The sequence below is a fragment of the Borrelia duttonii Ly genome, assembly GCF_000019685.1.
GTDB classification, from domain to species: Bacteria; Spirochaetota; Spirochaetia; order Borreliales; family Borreliaceae; genus Borrelia; species Borrelia duttonii.
On record NC_011229.1, the window covers coordinates 879,243 to 905,007 of the forward strand.

General features: G+C 26.6%; 22 protein-coding genes and 1 pseudogene. 17 read left to right on the forward strand and 6 right to left on the reverse strand.

Annotation, left to right across the window (positions count from 1 at the left end; translation table 11 throughout):
- The 12 genes and pseudogenes from BDU_RS04100 (at position 1) to miaA (ending at position 10,879) form a co-directional block, all read left to right on the forward strand.
- Positions 1 to 975 carry an RluA family pseudouridine synthase gene (locus BDU_RS04100; protein WP_012538553.1) on the forward strand — a complete coding sequence of 325 codons (975 nt, stop codon included), beginning with the start codon at positions 1 to 3 and terminating at the stop codon, positions 973 to 975.
- On the forward strand, positions 953 to 1,885 hold the full coding sequence (locus BDU_RS04105) for a hypothetical protein (RefSeq protein ID WP_038366664.1): 933 nt from the start codon (positions 953 to 955) through the stop codon (positions 1,883 to 1,885). The genes BDU_RS04100 and BDU_RS04105 overlap by 23 nt, the downstream gene beginning before the upstream one ends.
- A 1-nt stretch (position 1,886) precedes the next feature.
- Positions 1,887 to 3,293, forward strand: a complete 1,407-nt coding sequence (murC, locus tag BDU_RS04110) for a UDP-N-acetylmuramate--L-alanine ligase (RefSeq protein ID WP_041177798.1) — start codon at positions 1,887 to 1,889, stop codon at positions 3,291 to 3,293.
- A gap of 11 nt (positions 3,294 to 3,304) precedes the next feature.
- A pseudogene (locus tag BDU_RS07980) lies at positions 3,305 to 3,520 on the forward strand (YicC/YloC family endoribonuclease); the annotation flags it as partial.
- Positions 3,521 to 3,634: 114 nt separating this feature from the next.
- Entirely contained in the window at positions 3,635 to 5,056 is a 1,422-nt protein-coding gene (gene panF, locus BDU_RS04120; RefSeq protein ID WP_012538552.1) for a sodium/pantothenate symporter, read from the forward strand.
- A gap of 4 nt (positions 5,057 to 5,060) precedes the next feature.
- Positions 5,061 to 6,035 (forward strand): RluA family pseudouridine synthase, encoded by a 975-nt coding sequence (locus tag BDU_RS04125; protein ID WP_012538553.1) that lies wholly within the window; start codon positions 5,061 to 5,063, stop codon positions 6,033 to 6,035.
- On the forward strand, positions 6,013 to 6,945 hold the full coding sequence (locus tag BDU_RS04130; protein ID WP_038366664.1) for a hypothetical protein: 933 nt from the start codon (positions 6,013 to 6,015) through the stop codon (positions 6,943 to 6,945). Before BDU_RS04125 ends, BDU_RS04130 begins: the two co-directional genes overlap by 23 nt.
- 1 nt (position 6,946) lies before the next feature.
- A complete protein-coding gene (murC, locus tag BDU_RS04135) occupies positions 6,947 to 8,353 on the forward strand; it encodes a UDP-N-acetylmuramate--L-alanine ligase (RefSeq protein WP_041177798.1) in 1,407 nt (468 codons plus the stop codon).
- Between the two features lie 11 nt (positions 8,354 to 8,364).
- Positions 8,365 to 9,234 (forward strand): YicC/YloC family endoribonuclease, encoded by an 870-nt coding sequence (locus BDU_RS04140; RefSeq protein WP_012538557.1) that lies wholly within the window; start codon positions 8,365 to 8,367, stop codon positions 9,232 to 9,234.
- Entirely contained in the window at positions 9,231 to 9,770 is a 540-nt protein-coding gene (cmk, locus tag BDU_RS04145; RefSeq protein ID WP_012538558.1) for a (d)CMP kinase, read from the forward strand. The genes BDU_RS04140 and cmk overlap by 4 nt, the downstream gene beginning before the upstream one ends.
- Positions 9,771 to 9,792: 22 nt before the next feature.
- Positions 9,793 to 9,990 carry a DNA-directed RNA polymerase subunit omega gene (locus BDU_RS04150; protein ID WP_404801585.1) on the forward strand — a complete coding sequence of 66 codons (198 nt, stop codon included), beginning with the start codon at positions 9,793 to 9,795 and terminating at the stop codon, positions 9,988 to 9,990.
- Positions 9,977 to 10,879, forward strand: a complete 903-nt coding sequence (gene miaA, locus BDU_RS04155; protein ID WP_012538560.1) for a tRNA (adenosine(37)-N6)-dimethylallyltransferase MiaA — start codon at positions 9,977 to 9,979, stop codon at positions 10,877 to 10,879. Before BDU_RS04150 ends, miaA begins: the two co-directional genes overlap by 14 nt.
- 155 nt (positions 10,880 to 11,034) lie before the next feature.
- Here miaA and BDU_RS04160 read toward each other — a convergent pair whose 3' ends face one another.
- The gene (locus tag BDU_RS04160; RefSeq protein ID WP_012538561.1) at positions 11,035 to 11,391 is read right to left on the reverse strand and encodes a hypothetical protein; all 357 of its coding nucleotides are present in this window, start codon (positions 11,389 to 11,391) and stop codon (positions 11,035 to 11,037) included.
- 77 nt (positions 11,392 to 11,468) lie between these two features.
- Here BDU_RS04160 and BDU_RS04165 point away from each other — a divergent pair, with 77 nt between their 5' ends.
- Entirely contained in the window at positions 11,469 to 12,017 is a 549-nt protein-coding gene (locus BDU_RS04165; RefSeq protein WP_012538562.1) for a TDE1717 family outer membrane beta-barrel protein, read from the forward strand.
- Here the strand turns inward: BDU_RS04165 and BDU_RS04170 are convergent.
- From BDU_RS04170 to topA, 5 genes are all read right to left on the reverse strand, one after another.
- Positions 11,989 to 12,798, reverse strand: coding sequence for a phosphodiester glycosidase family protein (locus BDU_RS04170; RefSeq protein ID WP_012538563.1), 810 nt, complete (start codon positions 12,796 to 12,798; stop codon positions 11,989 to 11,991). The two genes, BDU_RS04165 and BDU_RS04170, sit on opposite strands and share 29 nt — an antisense overlap.
- On the reverse strand, positions 12,791 to 13,303 hold the full coding sequence (locus BDU_RS04175) for a hypothetical protein (RefSeq protein WP_012538564.1): 513 nt from the start codon (positions 13,301 to 13,303) through the stop codon (positions 12,791 to 12,793). Before BDU_RS04175 ends, BDU_RS04170 begins: the two co-directional genes overlap by 8 nt.
- A gap of 81 nt (positions 13,304 to 13,384) precedes the next feature.
- Positions 13,385 to 14,821, reverse strand: a complete 1,437-nt coding sequence (locus BDU_RS04180) for a PTS transporter subunit EIIC (protein WP_012538565.1) — start codon at positions 14,819 to 14,821, stop codon at positions 13,385 to 13,387.
- Between the two features lie 90 nt (positions 14,822 to 14,911).
- Positions 14,912 to 17,398, reverse strand: coding sequence for a helicase-related protein (locus BDU_RS04185; protein ID WP_012538566.1), 2,487 nt, complete (start codon positions 17,396 to 17,398; stop codon positions 14,912 to 14,914).
- Between the two features lie 3 nt (positions 17,399 to 17,401).
- Positions 17,402 to 19,939, reverse strand: coding sequence for a type I DNA topoisomerase (topA, locus tag BDU_RS04190; RefSeq protein WP_012538567.1), 2,538 nt, complete (start codon positions 19,937 to 19,939; stop codon positions 17,402 to 17,404).
- A 76-nt stretch (positions 19,940 to 20,015) separates the two neighbouring features.
- Here topA and sbcD point away from each other — a divergent pair, with 76 nt between their 5' ends.
- Genes sbcD through BDU_RS04210 form a run of 4 tightly spaced genes read left to right on the forward strand, consistent with a single transcriptional unit; the run spans position 20,016 to position 25,706 of the window.
- On the forward strand, positions 20,016 to 21,248 hold the full coding sequence (gene sbcD, locus BDU_RS04195) for an exonuclease subunit SbcD (RefSeq protein ID WP_012538568.1): 1,233 nt from the start codon (positions 20,016 to 20,018) through the stop codon (positions 21,246 to 21,248).
- Positions 21,235 to 24,090: an SbcC/MukB-like Walker B domain-containing protein gene (locus BDU_RS04200; protein ID WP_012538569.1), complete on the forward strand. Its 2,856-nt coding sequence runs from the start codon at positions 21,235 to 21,237 to the stop codon at positions 24,088 to 24,090. Before sbcD ends, BDU_RS04200 begins: the two co-directional genes overlap by 14 nt.
- Before the next feature lie 47 nt (positions 24,091 to 24,137).
- Positions 24,138 to 25,076 carry an ROK family protein gene (locus tag BDU_RS04205; protein ID WP_041177758.1) on the forward strand — a complete coding sequence of 313 codons (939 nt, stop codon included), beginning with the start codon at positions 24,138 to 24,140 and terminating at the stop codon, positions 25,074 to 25,076.
- Complete coding sequence (locus BDU_RS04210; protein ID WP_012538571.1) at positions 25,077 to 25,706, forward strand: copper homeostasis protein CutC; 630 nt, start codon at positions 25,077 to 25,079, stop codon at positions 25,704 to 25,706.
- The last annotated feature ends 59 nt before the right edge of the window (positions 25,707 to 25,765 follow it).

Here is a 25,765-nt window from a genome sequence, read left to right on the forward strand (position 1 = left end):
ATGTTGTTAGGGGATGTTAAGAGCGTTGGGAAGTATAATGTTATTAATGTTTTAAATAATGACGATGGTAAAAGACTTGATGTAGTTTTAATAAAATTTTTAAAACTTCCTAAATCAAAGGTAATAAAACATATTAGAAATGGTGATATTCGTTTAAATAATCTTAAGGTTTCTTTTTCACAACGGGTTTTAAAGGATGATAAAATTTATTTGTATAAGCCTTTAGTGCAAGGTTTAAATTTAAATGGTGTTGTAATTAAAAATAAAACCGATATATTAAGAGATGTAGAGAGTAGATTGGTCTATGAGGATAAGGATTTACTTGTAATTAATAAAAGAAAGGGGGTTTTAGTTCATGGAGATGGGTATTCACTTGATGTTTTGGTTAATGCTTATCTTTTAGATGAAAATCTTGCATCTCTTAGTTTTAAGCCTTCTGCTGTACATAGGTTGGATAGAAATACTTCAGGTCTTATTGTTTTTGCAAAGAATATATATTCTGCAAGAATTTTAAGTAAAGCATTTAGTAGTGGTATTGTTACCAAAAGGTATTTAGCTTTACTTGATGGTGAGATTAGAAAATCTTTAACTTATAAGAACTTTTTGTATCGGGATAAAATTGTAAAGAAAACTTTTGTTATGGATAATTTAAATAGTAATATAAATAAATTTAATGCTATAACTATTGTTAAGCCACTTTTGGTGTCTAAGTTTGCTACACTTGCTGAAGTGTCAATTAAGACAGGATTTACGCATCAAATAAGAGCACAGTGTGCTTTTAATAATCATGCTTTAATTGATGATAAAAAATATAATCCTAAATTTAAAAAAAATAATTACTTTTTACATTCTTTTTTGATAAACTTTAACCATTCTTTCTTTTTAAGAAATGAATTTTTTGTTGAACCTAGTTCAGATTTTGTGAAACGGATAAATAGTATTTTTGGTGTTTATGACTTTAAAGAATTTATTTAAGAAGCTCACATTTAAAAATGCTTTAGGTGCAATTAAGGACATTTCAATTGTTATTAAACATAAATTTGTAAAGATTAAGGTTTATTCTTTAGTAGGTGTTGCTGGTACTGGAAAAAGTTTTAGATCACATTTAATTGCAGATAAATATTCTATTCCTTTAATTATTGATGATGGTGTTTTAATTAAGAACATGAAGATTATTGCTGGGACTTCTGCTAAGTTTGAAAATAATGTGTTTGATGCAATAAGGCGTTCTATTTTTGAAGATGATGTTCATAGGAATGAAATTGTTGAAGCTCTTCGTAAAGAAAATTTTAATAAAATATTAATATTGGGAACAAGTGTTCGGATGATAGATAAAATAACATCTAGGCTTTTTTTACCAAATTCTTCTAAGATTATTTATATAACAGATATTTCTACTAAAAAAGAAATAGAAAAGGCAAAAATTTCAAGGCAGATGGGTGAACATGTTGTTCCAGCAGCTGCTTTTGAGATAACATCTATTAAGCCAAATTTATTGTTGGATTCAATTCGAGTTTTTTTTAAACGTAAAGGGTTTTTATCAAAGAAAAGGAACTATATTCGTTCTATTGTAAAACCTAATTTTCATGATGAGGGAGGTATTTTATCTGTTTCCAAAAATGCTGTAAGACAAGTGATTGAACATTGTGTTTCTGAATATAATAAAGATTATATTGTTTATAATTTAAAAATAAAAAAAAGCCATGGGAGTTATTATTTTAAGCTATTTTTAGATATTCCACTTGGAAGTAATTTACTTGATGATGCGGAAATGCTTAGAGAGTATATTATTAATAATGTACTTAAGTATACAATAATTAATATATCTGGTATTGATGTTATTATACATAAATTTTATGAGCAAAAAGGTAATTTGGATAAATAAGATGAAAATTGATTTGGATAATTGGAGCAATATATTTTTAGTAGGAATTAAAGGTTCTGGGCTTTGTTCACTTGCTTGTTTTTTAAGTGATAAGGGATATTTTATAGAAGGGGTTGATGTTCCTTTAAAGTTTCATACCGAAGATATATTAAAGAGCAAGAATATAACATATTATGAAAATATTTATGAGTTTTCACTAAAAATATGTAATAGATCTTATGATGCTTTAATATATTCATCAGCTTATAATAAGGATAATTTGCCTATTTTATTAGAAGCCTATGAACTTGGTATCCCAGTTCTCTCTTATCCTGAAGTTATTGGCGAAATTTCTAAAAAATATTATAGTATTGGGGTGGCGGGTTCTCATGGCAAGACCACTACGGCAGCATTTTTAGGTATCTTATTTCATAGTTTAGGATTGCAGCCTAATTTGATATTGGGTTCTAGTGTGAAAAATTTAGAAGATAAATCTAGTCTTGTTGGGGAAAGCAATGTATTTATTGCAGAGACTTGTGAGTATAAGGGACATTTTTTGTCTTTTTCGCCAGATATAATTGTTTTAACCAATATTGATTATGAACATGTTGATTTTTTTAAAAATTATGAAGAGGTTGAAGATATTTTTTTGCAATATGTCAATAACTTAAAGAAAAATGGGATATTGATAATAAATGCTGATGAAAGTAATTTGTTTAATATTAAAAATAAGATTATAAGAAAAGATATTAGGGTATTTAGTGTTGGATTTAATTCTCTGTCTGATTTTAAAATTGAACATTTTGAGATTGGAGATGGATTTTTAAAATTTGATTTTTTGGGAAGTATTGATATCAGGCTTAAAACCCCTTTAATTCATAATGTTTTAAATTTTTCAGTAGCACTTTTGGCTTTGAAGTTGTTTTTAGAAGAGCATAAAAAATTAGTTTGGAATTTTGATGAGAGAATAAAAATAGTAGCTAGAGAGTATATGGGCATTAAAAGAAGAATGGAATTTATTATGGAAAAAGATGGTGTTATATATCTTGATGATTATGCTCACCATCCAAAAGAAATTGAGAGTACTCTTTTAGGTCTTAAGAAATTTTATGATGGTAGACGTATTGTTTTAGATTTTATGCCACATACATTTACAAGAACAAAAGTTCTATTTGATGAATTTGTGAGGGTTTTAAGTAATGTTGATGTGTTAATTCTTCATAATATATATCTTTCAGTTAGAGAAGATTTTGATCCTAAGAGACTCTCTAGAGATTTGTTTTTATCCTTAAGAGATCTAAATCAGAATGTTTATTTTTTTGCAGAGATAGGTGATTCTGTTGATTTTATAAAAGGTCTGTTAAAGAGAAATGATTTATTTGTTACAATGGGAGCTGGTGATAATTTTATATTACATGATTTTTTATGAAGGTATTTTAAATGAAAAGTATGACAGGATTTTTTCACTTAGAAAAAGCTATTTCAAATTATATGTTTAGTGTTAATTTGAAATCTTATAATGGTAAATTTTTAGAATTTAAATTTAAATTGCCCGAAGTTTTATATGCTTATGAGCTTGATATAAGGAATTTTATTGCAACTTATGTGAAGAGAGGTAATTATTTTTATTTGTCTGGTGGTGTATTGCATCTTGTTTATCTTATTTTTTTATTGCTATATTTAATATTCCTATTTGGTTTTTATTATTATGTATTTTTTTTCCTCTTCTTAGTTTTTTATTGGTATGTATTTTTGTAATTATTTTTAGAAATGACTAAGGCATGTGTTTTATTTTTTGTTTTTTTAGTTTTATATTGTTTGTATGGTTTTTTGTTTCGAGGGAAAAAAGAGGAAAAAGTATTTTTACGTGATTATTTTCTTGCAAATCGCGGTTTGAATTTTTTTGTAATGGCATTGGTTGTTGCATCTACTTATGTTAGTGCTAGCAGTTTTATTTCAGGACCTTCGGCTGTTTATAGATATGGATTGTCTTTTATATTCTTAGCAGTTATTCAAATTCCTACAAGTTTAATTTCATTTGTTATTGTTGGAGAGAAATTAAACTTGGAGTCTAAAAAAATTAATGCTATAAATATTATTGATTATATTGGGTATAGATATTTTAGTCGTTCTTTAGTTGTAATTAGTAGTGTTATATTAATTTTTTTTTCTTTGTTTTTAATTTCGGCTCAACTTATGGGAGGAGCTAAACTTTTAGAGGTTTTTTTTCAAATTAATTATATTGATTCTCTTATTTGCTTTGCTCTCTTTGTTTTTTTATATGTGTGTTTTGGTGGATTTAAGATGATAGCATATATGGATTTGATACAGGGAATTTTAATGGTCATATCATCTGTGTTATTATTTGCAAAATTAATTGATTTGGGCGATGGGATTGGTGATCTTTTTAGGATGGCTCAGTTAGGACTGAGGGAGGATTTATTATTACCATCAAATTTGGATTTAAAAATAGGCTATATAATTTCTTTTTGGATATTAATAGGAGTTGGGATGTTGGGATTGCCACAATTTGTTAATAATTTTATAGCCTTTAAAGATGTAAAAGCAATTAGATATTCTCTTCCTATTGTTACTTTTATGATAGGGTTTTTAATTGTTATTATGCATTTAATAGGTTTTTTTTCACTTGTTATTTTTCCTAACTTAGCGGCAAATGATAAAGTTATTTTGGATATAGCATTAAAAGTGTTAAATCCCCATGTATTTATATTTTTTTTTGTAGGACTTGTGTCAGCTATAATGTCTACAATAGATTCAGGACTTCTTTTAATGTCTTCTACTTTAGTTAAGGTAATATTGTTACTAAGTAAAAATATTGGTGATAAAATAGGAGTTAAAAGGATTACCATTATTTCTAATGTTTGTTTTATGTCAATAATAGTTTGGTTATCTTTAACTCCACCTGATTTTTTGTTTTTTGTAAATATTTTTGCGATTGGAGCTTTGGAAGTTTCATTTTTTTCTATTATTGTTTTTGGTCTTTATTTTAATTTTGTAAGTAAGATATCAGCTTTTATTTCTCAGTTTGCAGGGCTTTTGAGTTATTTGTTGATAATTTTTTGTGATAAAGCAAGTATATATGATGTTCATCCTATTGTTCCTTCATTTTTTATTTCGATATGTTCATTTTTGATAGTTAATTTTATTTGTAAAAAATGTAGTAAAATTTAGTTGTATGTTGTTAGGGGATGTTAAGAGCGTTGGGAAGTATAATGTTATTAATGTTTTAAATAATGACGATGGTAAAAGACTTGATGTAGTTTTAATAAAATTTTTAAAACTTCCTAAATCAAAGGTAATAAAACATATTAGAAATGGTGATATTCGTTTAAATAATCTTAAGGTTTCTTTTTCACAACGGGTTTTAAAGGATGATAAAATTTATTTGTATAAGCCTTTAGTGCAAGGTTTAAATTTAAATGGTGTTGTAATTAAAAATAAAACCGATATATTAAGAGATGTAGAGAGTAGATTGGTCTATGAGGATAAGGATTTACTTGTAATTAATAAAAGAAAGGGGGTTTTAGTTCATGGAGATGGGTATTCACTTGATGTTTTGGTTAATGCTTATCTTTTAGATGAAAATCTTGCATCTCTTAGTTTTAAGCCTTCTGCTGTACATAGGTTGGATAGAAATACTTCAGGTCTTATTGTTTTTGCAAAGAATATATATTCTGCAAGAATTTTAAGTAAAGCATTTAGTAGTGGTATTGTTACCAAAAGGTATTTAGCTTTACTTGATGGTGAGATTAGAAAATCTTTAACTTATAAGAACTTTTTGTATCGGGATAAAATTGTAAAGAAAACTTTTGTTATGGATAATTTAAATAGTAATATAAATAAATTTAATGCTATAACTATTGTTAAGCCACTTTTGGTGTCTAAGTTTGCTACACTTGCTGAAGTGTCAATTAAGACAGGATTTACGCATCAAATAAGAGCACAGTGTGCTTTTAATAATCATGCTTTAATTGATGATAAAAAATATAATCCTAAATTTAAAAAAAATAATTACTTTTTACATTCTTTTTTGATAAACTTTAACCATTCTTTCTTTTTAAGAAATGAATTTTTTGTTGAACCTAGTTCAGATTTTGTGAAACGGATAAATAGTATTTTTGGTGTTTATGACTTTAAAGAATTTATTTAAGAAGCTCACATTTAAAAATGCTTTAGGTGCAATTAAGGACATTTCAATTGTTATTAAACATAAATTTGTAAAGATTAAGGTTTATTCTTTAGTAGGTGTTGCTGGTACTGGAAAAAGTTTTAGATCACATTTAATTGCAGATAAATATTCTATTCCTTTAATTATTGATGATGGTGTTTTAATTAAGAACATGAAGATTATTGCTGGGACTTCTGCTAAGTTTGAAAATAATGTGTTTGATGCAATAAGGCGTTCTATTTTTGAAGATGATGTTCATAGGAATGAAATTGTTGAAGCTCTTCGTAAAGAAAATTTTAATAAAATATTAATATTGGGAACAAGTGTTCGGATGATAGATAAAATAACATCTAGGCTTTTTTTACCAAATTCTTCTAAGATTATTTATATAACAGATATTTCTACTAAAAAAGAAATAGAAAAGGCAAAAATTTCAAGGCAGATGGGTGAACATGTTGTTCCAGCAGCTGCTTTTGAGATAACATCTATTAAGCCAAATTTATTGTTGGATTCAATTCGAGTTTTTTTTAAACGTAAAGGGTTTTTATCAAAGAAAAGGAACTATATTCGTTCTATTGTAAAACCTAATTTTCATGATGAGGGAGGTATTTTATCTGTTTCCAAAAATGCTGTAAGACAAGTGATTGAACATTGTGTTTCTGAATATAATAAAGATTATATTGTTTATAATTTAAAAATAAAAAAAAGCCATGGGAGTTATTATTTTAAGCTATTTTTAGATATTCCACTTGGAAGTAATTTACTTGATGATGCGGAAATGCTTAGAGAGTATATTATTAATAATGTACTTAAGTATACAATAATTAATATATCTGGTATTGATGTTATTATACATAAATTTTATGAGCAAAAAGGTAATTTGGATAAATAAGATGAAAATTGATTTGGATAATTGGAGCAATATATTTTTAGTAGGAATTAAAGGTTCTGGGCTTTGTTCACTTGCTTGTTTTTTAAGTGATAAGGGATATTTTATAGAAGGGGTTGATGTTCCTTTAAAGTTTCATACCGAAGATATATTAAAGAGCAAGAATATAACATATTATGAAAATATTTATGAGTTTTCACTAAAAATATGTAATAGATCTTATGATGCTTTAATATATTCATCAGCTTATAATAAGGATAATTTGCCTATTTTATTAGAAGCCTATGAACTTGGTATCCCAGTTCTCTCTTATCCTGAAGTTATTGGCGAAATTTCTAAAAAATATTATAGTATTGGGGTGGCGGGTTCTCATGGCAAGACCACTACGGCAGCATTTTTAGGTATCTTATTTCATAGTTTAGGATTGCAGCCTAATTTGATATTGGGTTCTAGTGTGAAAAATTTAGAAGATAAATCTAGTCTTGTTGGGGAAAGCAATGTATTTATTGCAGAGACTTGTGAGTATAAGGGACATTTTTTGTCTTTTTCGCCAGATATAATTGTTTTAACCAATATTGATTATGAACATGTTGATTTTTTTAAAAATTATGAAGAGGTTGAAGATATTTTTTTGCAATATGTCAATAACTTAAAGAAAAATGGGATATTGATAATAAATGCTGATGAAAGTAATTTGTTTAATATTAAAAATAAGATTATAAGAAAAGATATTAGGGTATTTAGTGTTGGATTTAATTCTCTGTCTGATTTTAAAATTGAACATTTTGAGATTGGAGATGGATTTTTAAAATTTGATTTTTTGGGAAGTATTGATATCAGGCTTAAAACCCCTTTAATTCATAATGTTTTAAATTTTTCAGTAGCACTTTTGGCTTTGAAGTTGTTTTTAGAAGAGCATAAAAAATTAGTTTGGAATTTTGATGAGAGAATAAAAATAGTAGCTAGAGAGTATATGGGCATTAAAAGAAGAATGGAATTTATTATGGAAAAAGATGGTGTTATATATCTTGATGATTATGCTCACCATCCAAAAGAAATTGAGAGTACTCTTTTAGGTCTTAAGAAATTTTATGATGGTAGACGTATTGTTTTAGATTTTATGCCACATACATTTACAAGAACAAAAGTTCTATTTGATGAATTTGTGAGGGTTTTAAGTAATGTTGATGTGTTAATTCTTCATAATATATATCTTTCAGTTAGAGAAGATTTTGATCCTAAGAGACTCTCTAGAGATTTGTTTTTATCCTTAAGAGATCTAAATCAGAATGTTTATTTTTTTGCAGAGATAGGTGATTCTGTTGATTTTATAAAAGGTCTGTTAAAGAGAAATGATTTATTTGTTACAATGGGAGCTGGTGATAATTTTATATTACATGATTTTTTATGAAGGTATTTTAAATGAAAAGTATGACAGGATTTTTTCACTTAGAAAAAGCTATTTCAAATTATATGTTTAGTGTTAATTTGAAATCTTATAATGGTAAATTTTTAGAATTTAAATTTAAATTGCCCGAAGTTTTATATGCTTATGAGCTTGATATAAGGAATTTTATTGCAACTTATGTGAAGAGAGGTAATGTTTTCTTATATGTAGGATATAAGGAAATAATGCCAAATGTTAATTTCAATTTAAATCCTCATTATGTTGAGGCTATTACTCGCCTTAGGGATAATTTATTAAAAAATAGTAATTTAAATATTAAGGATGAGTTGAGCCTTGGTGATTTTTTATCTTTACGAGGGGCTTTAATTGTTGATGATGTAAGTGTTGAGCAGTCATTAATTTATGATGTTTTTAAAGAAGTTTTGAGAGAGACGTTATTGAATTATGATAAGAGTAGAATTTTTGAAGGTGAAAATATTAAACAAGATATAATTTCAATGCTTGTATTAATAGAGAAAGATTTAGAGTTATTAAAAAAATCTCATGACAGTATAAATAATAAACTTTTTTCAAGTATTAAAGAGAATCTATTAAAATTGATGGATGATTTTAGTGATATCAATGTTGCAGAAGAGGCTGCTAAAATGGCAATTCGATTAGATATTAATGAAGAAATAGTAAGATTATATTCACATATAAATAATTTTTATAGAAATATTGAACATGAGGTATGTGGAAAGGTTTTAGAATTTATTGCTCAGGAGATGCATAGAGAGGTTACAACTATGAGTAATAAAGCTATTGATCTTGATATTAGGAATTTAGTTTTAAATATGAAATTAAATTTAGAAAAAATAAAGGAACATTTGAGGAATATTGAATGAGAATAGCCATTTCTAGCAAAAGTGGTTGTGGGAATACAACTGTTAGTAGTATGCTTGCAAAATATTATGGTTTAAAGCTCATTAATTATACCTTTCATGATATTGCTCGGGAAAAAAATATACCTTTTGATACATTTTATGAGAAAGAAATCATGGGCAGAAATGATTATTATTGGGATGAATATCTTGACAATAAATTATTAAAGCTTTCAAAAGAAGATAATACAATTCTTGCGTCTCGTCTTGCTATTTGGCTTTCAAAAGATGCCGATTTAAAAATATATCTTTATGCTAAGATAGAAATTAGGGCAGAAAGAATTATAAATAGAGAAGGTGGTATGTATTCTGATATTTTGGTTAGTACTTTTAATAGAGATTTTAATGATTCTAAGAGATATTTATCTGTGTATAATATAAATATTGATAATTATTTAGATGTAGCTGATTTTATAGTTGATACTACAGATCAATCTGCAAATAGAGTTTTTGAGTTGATAAAAAATGAAATAGAGAAAAGAAATTTATATGTTAAATAAATTAAGGAGGTTTTTTAAGGTAATGAAAATTCCGTTAAAAAAAATACAAGATTTTGATGGGAATTATTATGAGCTTGTGATGGCTGTAATAGTTCGTACAGATCAAATTATTGAGCAAATTTATTTGGCAGAACATAGTATTGCTGATGAAAGAGTTGTCAGTCAAGCTTTTAATGATATTTTTGCAGAGCGATTTTTATATTCAATTGAAGACAAATAAAATAGTTTTTATATTTGGTCCTACAGCTGTAGGTAAAAGTGATATTCTCTTTCACTTTCCAAAAGGTGTGGCAGAAGTAATTAGTGTTGATTCTATTCAAGTTTATAAGGAATTTGATATTGCATCTTGTAAGCCTAGTATAGAATTGAGATCTCATATAAGACATCATTTAGTTGATTTTTTAGAGCCTATTTATGAGTATAATCTTGGAATCTTTTATAAGGAATCATGCAAAATAATAGAAAGTTTAAGAGAGCAAAAAAAAATACCTATATTTGTAGGGGGATCTGCTTTTTATTTTAAACATTTGAAATATGGATTACCCAGTGCACCACCTGTTTCTGAGAAGGTGAGACTTTATATTAATAACCTTTTTATTAAAATGGGTAAAGATTATCTCTTGGAGGAACTTAGGAGAGTTGATTTTAAACGATATGAATCAATTAATCAAAATGATATTTATAGAATTAAGAGATCTCTTGAAGTTTATTATCAAACAGGTATTCCAATTAGTCAATTTTTACAAAGAGAGAATATGTTTGAAAATATTGTAGCTATTGGGTTGAGAAGACCTATGGACGAGATGAAATCTAGAATAATCTCTAGAGTGAAAAATATGATTGATTGTGGATTGCTTGATGAGATTAAAAGCTTATTGGGAAAAGGATATGATGAAAAAACACCAGCTTTTAAAGGAATAGGATATCGTGAATTTTTATTGTGGAGGAGTAGACCTTGTTATCTATTAAATGATATAATTAATCTAATAGTTAAAAATTCATTTTTGTATGTAAAAAGGCAAATGACTTTTTTTAATAAACTTCCTAATGTTTTATGGTTTCATCCAGATGATGATTTAAAGAACATTTTGGATTTAATTTTTGTTTAATAAGGAGATATGAGGCGTGCCTTGTGGAAGAAAAAGAAAATTAAAAAAAATATCTACTCATAAGCGAAAGAAAAAAAGAAGAAAGAATAGACATAAAAAGAAAAATAAATAATAAAGATGTTAGTTTTGCTAACTAACATCTTTATATTATTAGTTTATTCAATGATTATATTATCTATTATATTGATATCTTTGCTAAAGATGTATCCTTTATTTCCTTTATAGGTTGCTAGTACCCATTTTCCTTTAATGCCATGCTGTTCTGTATCTTGCATAATTTTTTCAATTCTAACTATTTCGTCTTTTCTAATTATTGTTAGATAATCATAATTAATTTTTTGTATTTGAATTGTATTATTTAAAATGGTATAATTTTTTGTTATGATTCCTACTTTTTGGGGAAATCCTAGGATGCTGCTTTTGGGCAATTTAAATTCTTTTGTTAAAGAAACTTCTTGTTTTATTTTACATGTTAAAAAAAATATAATTAAGGGTAATAATTTTATTTTCATAATATTATTATAGATATTCTTGATATATAACTACATATAATAATATAATGTTTTTTTAGAAAGTTTAAGGATTATCAATGAAAAAATATGTTTTTTTGTTATTTTTATTTTTTCCTTTGGGTGATTTAATATTTGCATATCCATTGTCTTTTGGAGGGGGTTTTTCTTATCAATTTACTAATTATACTAGCAAAAGTAATAAGGATATATTGTTAGAAAATGATACTAGAATAGATAATGGAATAAATTTCAATTTATACTTTGATGCTAATTATGTTATTTTTGATATCTCTTATAAAGATGCTTTTTTGGCTAGTCATCATAGTAGATATTTTTCTTTTGGATTTTATGGAATTTATCCTATTGTATTTAAAGAATATGTTAGAACATTATTTCCTCTTATTGGAATTAAATATACGATTGATTTAAGTTCTATAAGGCAAAATTTGGTATTTGTGTCTTTGGGATTTGCTACAGATCTCTTTATTCCTGAAGTTAAAGGTTTGTATATTAGACCTCTATTTATACTTTCAATTTCACCTACTTCTTTTTCTTCGGGAAGTGTTTCTTGTTTGACTACGGAAATTACTTTTGGAGTTAATGTTGGTTGGAAGTTTTTAAATTAGGTAGTTTTATTCCTAAGTGACAAGGTATTATTCTCTCTTGTCCAAAAAGATTGGATGTGGTATTTAGTTTATAAGGAAGGTTATCAACTTTTGTTACAAGTGTACTTGATCCACCGCCATCTAGATTAATAGAATTGGTAACGCCATAACTTAATGATAAATCTATTGCTTCATTTAATGAAATTCCTTTGCTATTATTAGTGCCTCTTCCTTCTACTGTGATTAGATATAAGTGCTTGTTTTCTTTGTCAGTACCTATTATTGTTCTTGGATGTTTATTTTCTTTGAAATTTTTAGTATATTTTCCATTTTTAATTAATGAAAAAAAGCCACCAAAACCGTAATCAGAGTTTTTAATTTCATTGTGTTTGGGATTTAATATGATTTGGTTATTTTTTATTATAATGATACCCTGATCTTTTTTTGCATGAGAGATTAGTTTTTTATTATATATATATATACCATTGGGATAAAACATAGTTCCTTTAATTGTATATGGACTAGTATTGATTGCAATATCTACTTTATTAGAAATTAAAAATTGACTTGTTGTTTGTCCTTTAAAATAATAATTATTCATTTTTTTATCATAAATAGGTTTTGATATTATAAACTTTAAATCTTTGTTTTTAATCTTAACAATAACATAATTACTTTCCTGAAATGATCCTTTAATTATTTCATATTTTGGTTGTAAATTATTTGGATAGGGTAATTGTTGTGATAATAGTGTATTGAATGGTAAAATTAATGTTATTATAAATGGTATTATTTTATTCATTTCTTTTTATTTTATAAGAATAAATACTTTTAGGATAGTTTTTTAATATTATATTTTTTAATTTTAAAGCTATTTTGTCATTTTTGATTTTTGTTATTTTATATAACAAGTAAATAATTTTTATATCTATTTCTTTATCTTTTTGTAAAAGATCATTAATTTCTTCTTCACTTATGTTGTCTTCATTAAGTTTTAGTTTTAATAGCAGAATTGCATTTTTTGTATTTTGGTCTTTGGGTGGTTGTAATTTTTGTAAAAAATTATTTGCTTCTTCATATTTTTTGATTTTAAGTAGGTATTTGGCCATAAGTAAATAATAATATTCTGAGTTTAAGCTTTTGATTGCATTTATGGTCTCAAGTTCTTTTGGTAGATTGTTATTTAAGTCATATAACATGTATAGTTTATATAATTTTTCAAAATTATTTTTGTCTGTGTTATTTGTTTGAGCAAGAGGGTTAGTTATTAGTAAAGTTAATAATATTTTAGATAATGTTAAAGGCATTTGATTTTATCCTAAGCATCATATCCTTTTAGTAGAAATACAAAGAAAGAAATAAATTTATTTCTTTGTATTTTTTATTTTTTAAATTTTAGATTTTATGTAATTTGCAATTTGTTCTGATTTTGCACCAAATATTATTTGAGCCTGATTTCCTGGTGTGATAATTGTTCCAGTGGCTCCAAGATTATGCATTAAATCTTGATTGACTAATTCGGGCGATTTTACGTCTACTCTGAGTCGTGTGAAACATGAGTCTATATTTATTATATTGTTAGTGCCTCCAAGAGCTTGAATTATTACCTCAAAAGTATCATTTTGAGATATATTTTGAATATGTTTAAAATTTTGTTGATTAATATCATCTTCACGGCCAGGAGTTTTTATTTGAAATGCTTTAATTAGTGTGAAAAATATGGTGAAGTAAATGATACCAATTGTCAGTCCTATTGGAAGTATTAATAGTGCGTTCGTTGATTTTGGGAACATTAAAAAATAATCGATGATTCCTGCTGAGAGTGCAAATGCTATGCGTATTCCAAATATATTGGTAATGATTAGTGATATTCCAGTTAAAATAGCATGTATTAGGTAAAGCAGTGGTGCTATTAACATGAATGTATATTCTATTGGTTCTGTAATGCCTGTTAAAAATGAGGTTAGTGATGCTGAGAGCAGGATACCTCCTATTTCTTGTCTGCGTTCTTTTTTAGCTGTTAAGTACATTGCAAGAGCTGCACCTGGTAGTCCAAATAACATTATTGGATACATTCCCGATGTGAATCCTCCAGCTGTTGGATCTCCATTTAAATATCTTGTGATTTCTCCTTGTACTATATTTCCCTCATTTGTGGTATATTCTCCAAATACAAAATACACCAATGTATTTAAGAGTTGATGTAATCCTGTTATTATGAGTAATCTGTTTAAGAATCCAAATACAAATAGTCCCAAATTGCCAGCTTCTATCATCCATATTCCAATTTGATTAATGGTTATTTGTATTGGTGCCCATAAAAAGCCAAATACTATAGCAAATATTACAGAAAAGATTCCATTGGCTATTGGTACTAATCTTTGTCCTGAAAAAAATCCTAAAAATTGTGGTATTTTATAATCTACTACTTTATCGCTAAGCATAGCTGAACTTATTCCTGTAATGATACCTCCTAATACAGACATGTTAACAGGCTCGGTTTTTTCATTGATAATTATTGTAAATGTAGATAATCCTGCGTTTAGAATTAGATATCCTACGGCTCCTCCTAGTGCAGCAGCAGCTTTGTTATTTTTAGATAATCCCATTCCAGTTCCAATTGCAAATAGTATTGGTAAGTTGCCAAGAATAGCGCTACCTGATTGTTCCATTAGTTTGCCAATTTTGCCTAGTATTTCAAAAGGTTGTGTAAGAGATATTATAAGATATCCAAATCCGAGTAAAAGACCAGCAATTGGTAAAACGGCAGCAGGAGTTTGTAGTGCTTTGCCAAGATTTTGCATATTTTTCATTAAATTATGCATATGACCCCCATTAATATGTTATTTGTTAGTTATAGTGTAGATCAACTTTCAATATGATTCTAGCTTAAATAATATTTATTTACTTTTTTTTTAAAAAAAGAAATTTAATTTTTTATAAACTTTATTTATTGTTTTTTTGATAGAAGTTAGTTTTGTAATATTGTCTTGGTTGTCAATTAAGCTTTTAATACTATCCATTGATTCTTCAATTGCTACTATAAAGCTTTTTTGCGGTTTTAACCAAAAATTATCAGCATAATCACTTCTGAGTGATAAAAAAAGAACAGATTTTTTATTGGAATGTTGAATGAAGTTCATAGTACATTCTAAGATGTTTTTTATTTTGTCAATTTCGTTTATATTGACATTTGTATTTTCGTATGTTTTAAGCAGTGTCCAGTTTGGTTCCATACCATTCACTATACGCATTATTTCTATTAATTTTTTATTTTTGAATATTATTAAATTTTCATATGTTAGTTTTGCGAGGACATTTTTTATTGCTTTTTCTTCTTCATTTTTTAAACCTTTTGAAATTAATTGTTTAATTTCTTTTAAGCTAAATGTTAATTGATTTTTATATTCATTTTGAATATAAAATTTTTTTCCTCCAATTTTGATTTCTTTTTTTAGTGAATCCTTATTTTCTTTGTGTAATATATTATTTTTGTGGGAATGATGTGATTGTTTGTTTTCTTTTTGAGGAATGTTTTTATTTTCTTCGAATTGAATATTATTAAGCCATTCTTTTTTAAGTACTCCAATTGCCCTAGCATACCTTTTACTAGTTTCTATAATTTCTCCTGCTACGAAGTATTTTACTGAATCTGTGTTAATAAGTGAACCAGGATGAATTACTACGTTTTGAGCTTTTATTGTTTTGTATTTATTTTTTGAAGTTTTAAAACAAATATAGTCTTTCATTCCTCTCATTATGGATTTTAAGTATCCTTCGTGATCAATTTCATTTTTATGTACAATTGGTATATCAAAACTGCTTACAATATTTTCAAGTTGTCTTTGTACATTATTAATTTCTTCAAGTCCTTGTAAATCTAAATAATTTTCTTTTGCAAAGTCTTCTTTGTTAATGGCTTTTCTATAATCTTCAAATATATTAATAAATCCTATTAAATCTCCTAGGGGATTTTTATATTTAAGATGAGCCTGTCTGGCTTCTATTTCTTCATTTTGAGGTAGTAAAAATATTCCACTTGTTGACAGAAATGATAGTCCAATTGTTGTTGGATATATTGCTTGTTGGTAGTGCATCATTGCTTCTACTAAAGCTCTTGAATGTATTGGGATTAAGGGAAAGATTATCATGTACTTACCAATCTCTGTAAGTTCATTTTTTTCATTTATTGCATCTAGAGATTTTAATATATCACTTGCTGTTTGGATAGATTTAATTGAGGGTTTAGAAATAAAGTCAAATTTCGTAAAATTTTTAATACCAATATCTGCCATTCTCAATATTACTTCGGAGAGATCAGTTCTATATATTTCTTCTTTTTGATATTCATCTCTTAATTGATATTCATCTCGTTTGTATAATCTGTAACATGTGCCTTTTGAAAGCCTTCCTGCTCTTCCTGCTCTTTGTGTTGCAGATGATTTTGAAATAGGTACTTCTTGTAATGAGTAGGTATGAGTTTTCATCTGGAATTTATTTGTTTTTACCTTACCACTATCAATTACTATTTTAATATTTTCAATTGTAATTGACGTTTCTGCTATGTTTGTTGATACTATAATTTTTCTTTTATTTTTTGGTGTAGGCATAAATATTTGTTCTTGTGCTTCTTTTGCCATACGACCATATAATGGTAATATTATCAAATCTTTTTTGAGGTTCAATGCATGAATTTCTTTTATTGTTTCTTTTATTTCTTTCTCTCCAGATAGAAATATAAGAATATCCCCTTCTTTTTTTTCTTTGATTATTCCAGCAATGATTTCTTTTATTTTTAGTATCATTGATTTTGATGTATTAAGTAATGGTGGATTATAAATTATTTGTACAGGATAGGTAATCGTTTCTATGCTAAGTATTGGGGCATTGTTAAAATATTTTGAAAATATTTTTGTATTTATTGTAGCTGATGAAATTATGACTTTAAAATCATTTCTTTTATTTAATATATCTTTAAGGAGTCCTAATATAAAATCTATATTTAAGCTTCTCTCGTGAGCTTCGTCTATTATTATGACATCATATTCGTAAAGTAATGTGTCTTTTTTGAGTTCTTGTAGTAAGACTCCATCAGTCATTAATTTAATTTTTGTTTTGGGACTTATTACTTCTTGGAACCTTATCTTATAACCTACTTCTTCTCCAAGATTTACACCAATATGTTTTGCAATGTATTCTGCTATTGATATTGTGGCTATTCTTCTTGGTTGCGTTACACCAATTTTGCCAAGCTTTGCAAGTCCTGCTTCATATATTATTCTTGGTATTTGTGTAGTTTTTCCACTTCCTGTTGGACTTTCTACTATCAAGACACTATTTGTGCTTAATTTTTTAATTAAGTCATCTTTGTATTTGTAAATGGGGAGTCCAAAATCATTCATATCCTACATTAGTCCAAAAACATAAGTTGCATCTATTTGATTAAGGTCGATATTAGTAGGCAAATCAACCTTTTTCCTTTTAATTTTAGCATAAAATTTGTCATTTTGTTTGTAAATATAGATTTTATTTCCAATTTTGTTTTTAGATAGAGATATTATTTTTACAATAATTCCGTTTTTTGCTAATTTTGTGTCTAGTAATTTAATTGATTCTTCGAGTGTGATTTTATATGCTTTCATGTCTTTTTTTAGTGGACATATTATGCTATCGTTTTCAGTTTTAATATAGTCTCCAAAGATTCCTGTAGTAGCAATTATTTTTTCATTGGTTTTTGGATATTTGCCTATTACTTTTGGAAGGGAGAGCAATTGTAAAGCAAGTTCTAGCGTGATATTTTCATATTCTATGTTTTTTGTTGAAACTTTTTTAGCTTTAATTATTTTAGGTTTTTTTGGTTTGCCTGTTTTTGTAAATCCTTGTGGTTCATAAATGTCTTCGCCGAGTTGGATAATTCCTCCGTATTTTGAATTTTTATATATTATGTTAAGTCCTGTTGCAGGATCAACCCCTAATATATTAGGTTGTATTTCTTTTTCTGTTATTATTTTTTGTATTTCATCTTTTTTATACAAATTTTCGAGAGGTGTTGTTAAATTTATTGCATAATTATTTCCATTAAAAATTAAGTATGGCCCGAATTTTCCAATATTAATTTTGTAATTAAATTGTTTGTCATTATTATATTCATATACCATTCTAAATTCTTCAGGACTGATCATAGGTTCTATTTTACTTACTGTGTTCTTGAGACCTTCTTTTCCATTATAAAATGCATTTAGATATTGTATTTTATCTAATTTGCCTATTGCAATTTTGTCTAGATTTTCTTCCATATTAGATGTGAATTGCAATTCAATTAGTATTGGAAAATATTTTTTTAAAAGATTTATGACTGCAGCTCCTTTTATTGTTGGTATTAATGTGTTATTTTGTTTAAATACATATTCTCTTTCAAATAGTGTTGATATTATTGTTGCATAAGTTGAAGGACGACCTATTCCTTCTTTTTCAAGTTTTTGTACAAGTGATGCTTCTGTATATCTTAATGGGGGTTTTGTTTCATGTTGTTCTGGTTTTATATTCAATATAGTGAATTTATCTCCTTCTTTTATAAGTGAAAAATCTATTATGTTATCTTCATGAAATTCTTTATTATTTTTCAAGAAGCCATCAAAAATAAGTTTTGTAAAATTTGCTTTGAAGGTTAAATTTTTATATTTAAATTTTATTTTTCCCATTTTTTTTATTGCATCTTTCATACAAGATTCAATGGTTCTATCCCATATTATTTTATATATTTCTTTAGCTGTTTCGCTTTCAATTTGTATTTGTTCAGGAGGAGTGAACATTTCAGAAGGTCTGATGGCTTCATGTGCATCTTGAGCCATTTTAGCCTTGGTATACATTCTGTCATTTTTTTCTATATATTCCTCTCCATATTTTTGTCTTATAATGTTTTTTATTTTTTCTTTTGCAGTTTTTGCAATCTCATAAGAGTCTGTTCTCATATAGGTTATGTATCCGCTTTCATATAGTTTTTGTGCATAACTCATAATTTGTTTTGTTCCTATTTTTAATCGTCTGTTTATTTCTTGTTGTAGTGATGATGTTATGAATGGCTTTGGAGGAGTAAGTTTGATTTCTTTTGTTTCAATTGAAATTACTTCTATATTGTTTATTTGTTTTAGCTCTTTTGTGATTGAATTCATTAATATTTTGTCTATAAGGATTGTTTTATTAGGCTCATGTAAAGTTCCTGTATCATTTTCAAAGTCTTTACTTTCGGCTACATTTTTATTGTCAATTTTTTCTAATGTTGGTTTAAGTTGTATATTGTTTTTGTTATGTTTACATTCAAGTGTAATTGAGTAATAGTTAGCTTTTTTAAAATTTATTCTTGATTTTTCTTTTTCTATAATTAATTGAAGTCCTACAGATTGTACTCTGCCAGCAGAAAGTCCATAGGCAATTTTTTTCCAAAGTAAAGGAGAAATAGTATATCCATAAAGTCTATCGAGTATTCTTCTTGTTTCACCAGCATTAACTAAATTCATATTAATTTCTCTTGTATTATTTAGTGAGTCAATTATTGCGCTTTTTGTAATTTCGTGGAATACCATTCTTTTGTAATTTTTGATTTGTAATACTTCTTTTAAGTGAAATGCTATTGTTTCGCCTTCTCTGTCTTGGTCAGTTGCAAGATATATTTCATCTTGGTCTTTTATGAGTTTTTTAAGTTTTTCAATAATCATTTTTTTATTACTTGGAATAATATAGAGTGGCTTAAAATCATTTTGGTAATCTATCGACAGATTTGCCCATTCAAATTTTTTATATTCTTCTGGTATTTCTTTGGCGCTGTTTGGCAAGTCTCTTATATGCCCTATACAAGCCTCCACAGAAAATGAGCTGTCTAGATATTTTTTTATTGTTGTTGCTTTTGTTGGTGATTCTACTATTATTAATCTTTTTTGTTGCATAAAACCCTTATATATATATAATATAACATAATGTATAAATTGTTATAATTTTTCAACAAAAATAGCACGGTATTTTATGAGTATCTATAAAATTTTACATACATCTGATTGGCATATTGGTAAAAAAATTGGGCATTTTTCTAGAATTGGTGAACAACAACAATTCTTAAATTTTTTATTGAAATTCATTGTGAATGAAAAAATTGATCTTTTGCTTATTGCTGGTGATGTTTATGATTCAAAGAGGCCTGGCATTGAAGATCAAAAGTTGATAAATGATTTTTTTTATGAATTGTCTTTTACATCTTGTAAATGGTGTGTAGTTATTGCTGGAAATCATGATAAGAAAGATTATTTTAATATTCATAAGAAGATACTTTCAAAATTTAATTTTTTTTTGGTGACAGGAGATGACATTGATAATCATTTAATTCTTTTAAAAGATGGTAATGATGTTAAATTTGTTATTGTATGTATGCCTTATGTTAATGAAAGATTTCTTTTAGATTCAGATTATCAAAATATAGATTTGAATAATGATGTATTTCTTGATAATGTTGAAAAAGCTTATGAAACTCGGATAACAGATATTCTTAAATTGCTCTCTAGAGATTATTTTGACGTTCCTAAGATATTAATGGCACATTCTTTTTTTTCTAGCGGTGGTATGACTGATATTATTGTTAACACCCCTATTTTGTCCGTTAATGTTTTTGGTAATGATTTTTCTTATGTTGCACTTGGACATATTCATAATTTTAAAAGATTAAAAGAGAATATAGTGTATTCGGGTTCTCCAATTCAGTATTCGTTTGATGAGGATGTTAAAAAATATGTAAACGTTTTATTTTTTTGTGATAATAAATTGGTTGAGCAAAATAGGGTTTTACTTCCTATATTTGGTAAATTGTATTTTTTGAAAGGTTCTTTTCAAGAAGTGATTAATAATTTAAATAGGATTAAGAATGAAATTTCTTATCTTTGTTATTTAAAAATTGAAATTAATGATAGGGTGAATTCAGAATTTGAGGAGCAAATTTATAATTTAATAAAGTCAAGTTTCATTAATATATTTGATGTTTATTATAATTTGGAAGATTCAGGCGAAGAGTCTTTTAAAAATGAGCGTAAATTGCTTGGTAGAGATGAAGTGTTAAATAGAGATGAGAAGTATTTTTTTCAAGAAAAATTGAAAAGGGATATTGTGGGTGGTTTTAAGAGAAGAAATAAATTTAAGGAAGAAGAACTTATTGCTCTTTTTGAAGAGGTATTACTGAAGGGAAGAGCAGGGGAATATGAGGATAAATAAATTAATATTTAAAAATATTGCGTCTTATAAAGGTGAGTATGAAATTAATTTTGATGTGTCTGTTTTAAGAAGGTCTGGAATTTTTTTAATTTCTGGGAATACAGGAGCTGGAAAGAGTACAATTTTAGATTGTATTACGCTTGCTCTTTATGCACGTGTTTATAGGCTTGATAAAAATATTTCAGATTTTATCTCAAAAGGTTTTGATAGTGCTTATGTGAGGCTTACTTTTACTGTTTCTGAGAAGAGATATGAATCGTTTATTGAACTTCATATAAAACAAAAAGAAACACCAAGGAGTATGGTGCTAAATTGTCTTAGTGATGGAAACTTTATTGAAAACAGAGATGATGTTTTGGTTTACATTAAGAGTCTTTGTAGATTAGATTTTGAGCAGTTTTGCCAAACTGTTATCTTGCCCCAAGGAAATTTTCAGGAATTTTTAACTTCAAATCCAAAGAGTAAAGCAGCTATAATTGATAATATTTTTAATTTAAAAAAATATGATAATATAGAGATCTTTTTAAAGAAAGAATTAGATCTTACAAAATTTAATCGGGAAAAATTGATATTTTTAGATACTGAGGAAAAAAATAGAGTTAGTATTAATAAAAAGAAAATCAATGAATTAAAAGAGATTTTGAGTTTAATTGATATAGAATTTTTGAAAAAAAATCTTGATAATGTTTATAAGTTAATAGTTATCTGTGAAAAGATAATAAAATTTAATAGAAATTATTTAAATATTCAGTGTAGAATTGATAATCTAAAATTAGACTTGTCTTTTAAGATTGAGAGTCGAAAAAAATTAAAGCATGAGCATCATTTGCAGTCAAAGATCAAATCTCAGTTGGATCAAAGACTTGCATTTTATCATTCTAATGATTTTTTGGATTTAAAAAACTTTGTTAGAAGGCATATTGAATTATTAAATGATAAGAATCAGTTTGTTTATGAATTTTCAAGGGTTAAAAAAGATTTAGAAGAATTAAAATATTTGGATTTAGATAATTTTAATTTTGATTATGTAAAAGAATTATATTATGAAAATGCTATTTTTTGTGAAATAGGATTTGATGAGAAAGCTTATAATGTATTGCTTGTAAAAGAGAGACAGTTGGAAATTCAAAGAAAGAAATTGTTAGAAAAACAAAGGAAAAAGAATGTTGAAATTAAAAGTATTGCTTTAAAAGAGGTAACATTTGATTTTGATAAATATGTTTATTATGAGGCATTAAAGTTGTTAAAAGGATTTTATGAAGAGCTAATATTGAAATATAAAAATGGATTATCGTTATTGTTAAACTCGGATAATGAAAATAATGACTTTTCTCAAGTTGTTAACATGAATATTAAGATTGATTTTTATGAAAAATTTTTGGAACATCTTATTAAAAATAAAGAATTGGTTGAAAGAGATATAGAAAATCTTAAGTTTCTTGAAGATGCGTATAGAGCATATCAAGGAAAAGAAAAGTTAAAAATTAGTAATTTAAATGATCTTTTAGAATTAAATTCAAAGCTTCAAGTTTTACAATCTGAATTGGATATCTTGAGATTGGATATCTTGCGTAATAAAGAAAATAAGATTAAATGGGAAGGTTGTGTTGCAAATTTTAAGAAAAATGATTCAGAAATTTTAAAAAGAGTTGGTCAAAGTTTATTTCATAAATATATAGATTATTCTGATAAAAATAAGATGTTGGTTTTTGAAAGTAAATTTAAAAAAGTTGCAGAATTGAAATTAATTCTTAATGATTTAAATTCTAAAATTTCCTTAAACGATGTAAAAATTAAAGACAATTTGGATAAGATAAAAAATTTACTGTCTAATATTAATTTAAACATTAATTTTAGTGATCCTACTTTATTAGAAGAAGAATTTGAAAAATTTTTAATTTCTCAAAGAAATATAGAAAATGATCGTATGAAATTTAATGTGTGTCTTGACAATATAAACAATGAAAAATTGAAACTTGAGAGTCAAATTGAATTTATAAAACAAACTATATTAGATTTTAAAATAGAGCTTAAAGATGAGTTAGATAATTTTACTTCTAATTTTTTGAATTTCAAAGTAGCAATGCGAGGTAATACTTGTGATACAGATCCCATTGTTTTTCTTGATTCTTTAACTCCTAGCAAAAATAGTTTGGAACATTTTTTAAAATTAAAGTCTAATTTTATGTCTCAAATTGAAGTTTTCTCTAAAGAGATTAGTAAGTATGATGCAGCTTTTTCAAGTGTACAAAATCTTCAATTAGAACTCAATGAACAGGAGATTAATTTAAGGAATATCAATAGTAAATTAATCAATATTAATGAACGTAATGATAAACTTGAAATTTTAAAAAAAATTATTACTGTATCTCCTAGTTTAAAATATTATGTTCAAAGTTTTTTGATTGATGAAATTCTTAGTATAGCTAATAAGAAATATTTAAGCATTATTCTTCCTGATTTTGGGCTTGAAATTAATACAGGTAGTAGAGATTTTAATTTTTTAGTTAGGAGTAAAAGGGATGGAAATATGACTCGTAATGTTAAAACTTTATCTGGTGGTGAGAGATTTCTTGTATCTTTATCTCTCTCTTTAGCTTTTTCAGATATGATCAGGGATAGTGATCTTAAAATAGAGGCATTTTTTCTTGATGAGGGTTTTGGAAGTCTTGATGAAGACACTTTAAAAGTAGTGATCCCAAAAATTTCTGATTTACAGCGTATCGATGGGCGTCAAATAGGTATAATATCTCATGTTTCTTATTTAAAGGAAGAAATTAAGACGCAAATAGTTGTAGAGAAAGTTTCTACAGTTTCTAAAATTACTATAGAGAGTTTTTAATTTTTCATTGTATAATTATTTGAATATTTTAGGATATGGAGAATTGTATGAAATATTATATTGCGATTGATGTTGGAGGCACTAATACTAAATATTCTCTTGCAGATGGTGATGGTAATTTTCTTGATAAATTCGAAGTTAAATCGGGTGCTACTGCTGATGATCAAGTTGATATTTTAGTTGATATAATTAATTATTACAAGAGAGAGTATAATGTTGAAGGTGTTGCAATTTGTATTCCTGGCTTTGTTGATCCTAGGGGGATTGTTATTAGAGTGAATGCCATTGAGGGTTTTACTAATTATCCTTTAAAAGAGAGGCTTGAAAATTTAACAGGAGTAAATGTTGAAATTGAAAATGATGCTAATTGTGTGGCCTTAGCAGAAAAATTTAAAGGTAATGCTGTTCATTCTAATGATTTTATTGCTTTAACGCTTGGAACAGGCATTGGTGCTGGAATATTTCTTAATGGGAAGCTTGTAAGAGGATATTCTTTTATGTCTGGTGAAATTGGATTTATGATTACCAGAGGTCTTGATAATAATATTCCTTTTAATTGTAGATGGGAATCTTTAGCTTCTGTTGCAGCTTTAAGACGAAGGGTTGCTAGTCGTTTAGAAATGGAATTGGATAATGTTTCTGGAGAATATGTTTTTGAACTTGCTGATAATGGTAATATTCATGTTAGAAATGAAATAGATTATTTTTTTGAAACTTTATCATTTGGTATTTTTAATTTAATTTTTGTCTTAAATCCTGAAAAGATATTAATTGGAGGTGGGATAAGTTCAAGATCGGATTTAACAAGTAGAATATATGATAAGTTAGAAAATTTATGGTCTTTAGAATTGGCACGTATTTATGATAATGATATTAGAAAACTTGTCAAACTTGAAATAGCTAAATTTAATAATGATTCTGGAAAAATTGGGGCGTTATATCATTATTTTGCTATAAATAGATTATTGTGTAATTTGGATGTTTAAATGGTAAAAGAGGCATGTGTTTTTAATGTATTAGAGGCTTTACGTGCTGTAGAACTTGGTGCCGATAGAATTGAACTTTGTGAAAATATGTTTTGTGGAGGAACTACGCCTTCTTATGGTACCATAAAAATTTTGAAACAAATTTTGGTGGATATTCCTATTGTTGTGATGATTAGACCACGGGGTGGTAATTTTGTGTATTCTACTTTAGAGTTTCAGGTTATGCAAGAAGATATTGAAATTTGTAAAAGTCTTGGGGTTGAAGGGGTTGTTTTTGGTATTTTAAGAGATAATGGTGAAATTGATATAGAGAAAACCAAATATTTGTTGAACTTTTCTTATCCTTTAAAGGTTACTTTTCATAAAGCAATTGATGAAACTCATAATATTAAAGATTCTGTGGCTAATCTTTTGGATATTGGTGTTCACAGGATATTGACTTCAGGAGGAGGTCTTAAAGCAGAAGATTCACTTATGATGCTTAAAGATTTAATATTGATGAGTCGAAATAAGGTAGAAATTGTTGTTGCTGGGAAAGTTAATAAATCTAATATTGATAGTATTGATGCTATTTTGGGTGCAAAAGCTTATCATGGTAGACTTATTGTTGGTGATTTAAGTTTATTTTGATTTCTTATCATTTTTTTGAATTTAGAACTTGTATTGGAAATAGGTTTGTTAAATTTATA